Here is a 3296-nt window from a genome sequence, read left to right as displayed (position 1 = left end):
AATAAAAAAGGATGTCCTTTTGGGGGACATCCTTTTTTTTATGCGTTTGCGTGCAATTATTTCGCGAAATAATCTTTTACAGCTTCGTTAGGAACCATTTCTTCCTGGAAGGTATATGCACCTGTTTTCGGAGACTTTACCATCTTGATTACTTTAGAGTAAGTACGACCGTCGCCTTTTTTAAACGCTGCTACTACTTTTTTTGCCATTGTTTAAATCTCTTATTACTTAATTTCTTTATGAACTGTCATCTTCTTCAAGATTGGGTTGTATTTTTTCAACTCAATTCTTGCTGTTGTATTCTTTCTGTTCTTCGTAGTGATATATCTGGAAGTACCGGGCATACCGCTTTCTTTGTGTTCAGTACACTCAAGAATAACCTGAATTCTATTTCCTTTTGCTTTCTTTGCCATTTCTTATTTCCTCCAAATTAAGCGTTTAAATAACCTTTTTCAGCAGCTTTTTTAATTGCTTCATCCAATCCTATCTTATTGATAGTACGCAAGCCTGCGGCTGAAATATTCAGGCTAACCCAACAATCTTGCTCTACCCAGTAGAACTTTTTTGTGAACAGGTTAACATCAAACTTACGCTTCGTTCTCCTTTTAGAGTGCGAAACGTTGTTGCCAACCATTGCTTTTTTTCCGGTAATTTGACAAATCTTAGACATCGCTATCTTCCTTTATTTTTTATATTACTTGCAACTATTCGATATAATCTCTCATAATCAGGGCGCAAAGTTAATCATAGTTTTCAGCTTACGCAACTTTTTACCCTAATAAAAACATATTTATCTCATTTTCCAGACTAGCATCACGTATAGAAAAGGAGCTAAATAACAAAAGCAGACCACCCACCTAGAGTAGCCTGCTTTCGCAGTACGCAGGATGAGATTTGAACTCACACACCGAAACCGGCACTACCCCCTCAAAGTAGCGTGTCTACCAATTCCACCACCTGCGCATAGAAGTGGTGCCCGGAACAGGACTCGAACCTGCACGTAATTACTTACACTAGTACCTGAAACTAGCGCGTCTACCAATTCCGCCACCCGGGCTGCTTCAACACTTTTTGAAAGGTAACCTCATGCTACTCTTTTGTTTGAGCGAAAGACGGGACTCGAACCCGCGACCCTAACCTTGGCAAGGTTATGCTCTACCAACTGAGCTACTTTCGCGATAACGGGTGCAAATATAGAGGTTATTTTAATACTGACCAAACATCTTTGTTATTTTTTTCACAACATTTTTACTCCATCAAGGATATCAACCAGTTATAAAAAGATATACTTCTATATTTGCTCTCCGCACTTTCTGCAAGTTGTCTGCTGCATGCTTTTATTTTAATCCCGTTGCTTCAAGCCACATGTTAGCCATCAGCTGGCGGCCGGGCAGATCGGGGTGTACGCCGTCGCCTGCCCAATACCGTGCAGGGGCTACCTTCATGGCGGCATCAAATCCCGACTGGAAGGGAACAAATATGGCGTCAAATTCTTTGGCCAGCTTTGCCGCTACCACCCTGTAGGCATCGAACATGGGGAACCAACGTTCGTTTTCGATGGCCGATCCGCCTTTTAAGGCAAAAGGTTCGCAAATAACGAAGCGTACGTTGGGTAATTTTTCTTTTGTATATTTCAGCAGATCGCGCAGGTCGTTTTCGTAGATCTCTACAGTTCCCTTATAACCTCCGCTCAACGTATGCCAGTAATCGTTCACCCCAATCAATATACTCAGTACGTCGGGTTGCAGTGCCAGGCAATCCATCTCCCATCGTTCACGTAACTGAAATACTTTGTTGCCGCTGATACCTTTGTTATAAATCTTAGGCTGACTTGCCGCATGTTTTTCCAGGATGCTTGTCGCCGTAAAAAGGGAATATCCATAACCAAGCTGCTCCAGCGTATTGCAACGGTTGTTTGCCTTATCGCGGCCTGCATCGGTGATAGAATCTCCCTGAAACAAGATTACAGCATCTTTTTTTAGTTTAAGGGGCGCTGCCTTCACAGCCGTTTGGTTGGCCACCGCAGCTTTAGCCAATTCTGGGATAAACAAAGCTCCCATACCGGCAGCCATTCCTTTTTTAAGAAAATCTCTTCTCGTATCTTTCATGGTAGTATATAAAATTAAATAATAGTATACATATTATATCCGGGCGACCAGGGCCTTGAAAAGGGTTGTCATTATCGCAGAGGCCTCATTGGCTGCCTTGATGACGTCTTCGCCGCTGTTCACAAAATCGTCGGCAAAGTGATAGCCTTCGTTGGTAATTACAGACATCCCAAACACCCTGATACCACAGTGCCGTGCGATAATAACTTCGGGCACCGTACTCATACCTATGGCATCACCCCCGACTTTTCCGTAAAAAGCATATTCGGCCGGAGTTTCGTAAGATGGGCCGGTCAGTCCCACATACACACCCCGCTTTAAGGGAATGTTCTTTTCGCGGGCTATCTCTTCCATACGGGCAATCAGCTCGCGGTCGTACGTACGCGTCATATCCGGGAAACGGGTGCCGAAGGCCTCGTTGTTTGGTCCGATCAGCGGATTGGGCAACATATTGATATGATCGGTAATGATCATCAGATTTCCTATCTTAAACGTTGTATTGATACCTCCCGCCGCATTGGAAACCAATAGAATCTCCACTCCCAGCAATTTCATCACCCGGATGGGGAAGGTAACCTGTTGCATGGTATAACCTTCGTAATAGTGAAAGCGGCCCTGCATGGCAAGCACCCTTACATCCCCCAGGTTTCCGCAAATCAGATTTCCTTTGTGTCCGTCGGCTGTAGAGCGGGCAAAATGTGGAATTTCTTTATAGGGCACAACAACCGCATCGGTAAGCTGTTCGGCCAGGGCACCTAATCCGCTACCCAATATGATAGCAATCCGGGGAGTCTCCCCAATGCACGAAGCAATGTATTCGGCTGCTTCGTTGTATAATTTCATCTGTTCTTCCATAATTCTATATTTCTGCTTTCTTGAAGTGAAAACCACAAACATAATTTCAATACATAGCATTCAGAATGGCACACCAGAGCGCCATCCAGTCGAAAGTCATAGCCTCTACCTCTTCATCAGGTCGTATGCCACGGCTGCTGCCTTTTCCAGAATCTCTTCTTCACCGGCAACACGGGCATCCTGCATCAGGATCTTCCCATCGCAGATAACCGTATCGATACAGCTTCCGTTGGCAGCATATACCAGGTTCGATTCCAGGTTGAAGTTGGGAGTGAAAGCGGGCGACTTTAAATTAATCAGGCTCAGGTCGGCCAGGGTTCCCGGTTTAATCTC

The 3296-nt window shown here is 44.5% G+C and carries 5 protein-coding genes, 3 tRNA genes and 1 pseudogene; all 9 read right to left on the bottom strand.

The window, feature by feature from the left end; all coding sequences use genetic code 11:
• Positions 1 to 56: 56 nt before the first annotated feature.
• Entirely contained in the window at positions 57 to 209 is a 153-nt protein-coding gene (locus tag AB7E53_RS14725; RefSeq protein WP_079683316.1) for a DUF4295 domain-containing protein, read from the bottom strand.
• A 15-nt stretch (positions 210 to 224) separates the two neighbouring features.
• The gene (gene rpmG, locus AB7E53_RS14720; RefSeq protein WP_079683317.1) at positions 225 to 413 is read right to left on the bottom strand and encodes a 50S ribosomal protein L33; all 189 of its coding nucleotides are present in this window, start codon (positions 411 to 413) and stop codon (positions 225 to 227) included.
• A gap of 17 nt (positions 414 to 430) precedes the next feature.
• Positions 431 to 670 carry a 50S ribosomal protein L28 gene (rpmB, locus tag AB7E53_RS14715; RefSeq protein ID WP_079683318.1) on the bottom strand — a complete coding sequence of 80 codons (240 nt, stop codon included), beginning with the start codon at positions 668 to 670 and terminating at the stop codon, positions 431 to 433.
• A 209-nt stretch (positions 671 to 879) separates the two neighbouring features.
• Positions 880 to 963: transfer RNA gene (locus AB7E53_RS14710), tRNA-Leu, on the bottom strand.
• A 7-nt stretch (positions 964 to 970) separates the two neighbouring features.
• Positions 971 to 1057, bottom strand: a tRNA-Leu gene (locus AB7E53_RS14705).
• A gap of 47 nt (positions 1058 to 1104) precedes the next feature.
• A tRNA-Gly gene (locus tag AB7E53_RS14700) sits at positions 1105 to 1177 on the bottom strand.
• Positions 1178 to 1337: 160 nt separating this feature from the next.
• A complete protein-coding gene (locus AB7E53_RS14695) occupies positions 1338 to 2108 on the bottom strand; it encodes an SGNH/GDSL hydrolase family protein (protein WP_079683319.1) in 771 nt (256 codons plus the stop codon).
• Between the two features lie 33 nt (positions 2109 to 2141).
• Complete coding sequence (locus AB7E53_RS14690; RefSeq protein WP_079683320.1) at positions 2142 to 2963, bottom strand: purine nucleoside phosphorylase I, inosine and guanosine-specific; 822 nt, start codon at positions 2961 to 2963, stop codon at positions 2142 to 2144.
• Positions 2964 to 3068: 105 nt separating this feature from the next.
• Positions 3069 to 3296, bottom strand: a pseudogene (locus AB7E53_RS14685) (amidohydrolase); the annotation flags it as partial.

The organism is Macellibacteroides sp., from assembly GCF_050251695.1.
Classification (GTDB): domain Bacteria; phylum Bacteroidota; class Bacteroidia; order Bacteroidales; family Tannerellaceae; genus Macellibacteroides; species Macellibacteroides fermentans.
This window is presented reverse-complemented; position numbering and strand designations above follow the sequence as displayed.

Bases quoted from the DNA above. Each gene is read 5' to 3' on its own strand.
- AB7E53_RS14725 (WP_079683316.1), bottom strand. From the start codon at position 209: ATGGCAAAAAAAGTAGTAGCAGCGTTTAAAAAAGGCGACGGTCGTACT.
- rpmG (WP_079683317.1), bottom strand. From the start codon at position 413: ATGGCAAAGAAAGCAAAAGGAAATAGAATTCAGGTTATTCTTGAGTGT.
- rpmB (WP_079683318.1), bottom strand. From the start codon at position 670: ATGTCTAAGATTTGTCAAATTACCGGAAAAAAAGCAATGGTTGGCAAC.
- AB7E53_RS14695 (WP_079683319.1), bottom strand. From the start codon at position 2,108: ATGAAAGATACGAGAAGAGATTTTCTTAAAAAAGGAATGGCTGCCGGT.
- AB7E53_RS14690 (WP_079683320.1), bottom strand. From the start codon at position 2,963: ATGGAAGAACAGATGAAATTATACAACGAAGCAGCCGAATACATTGCT.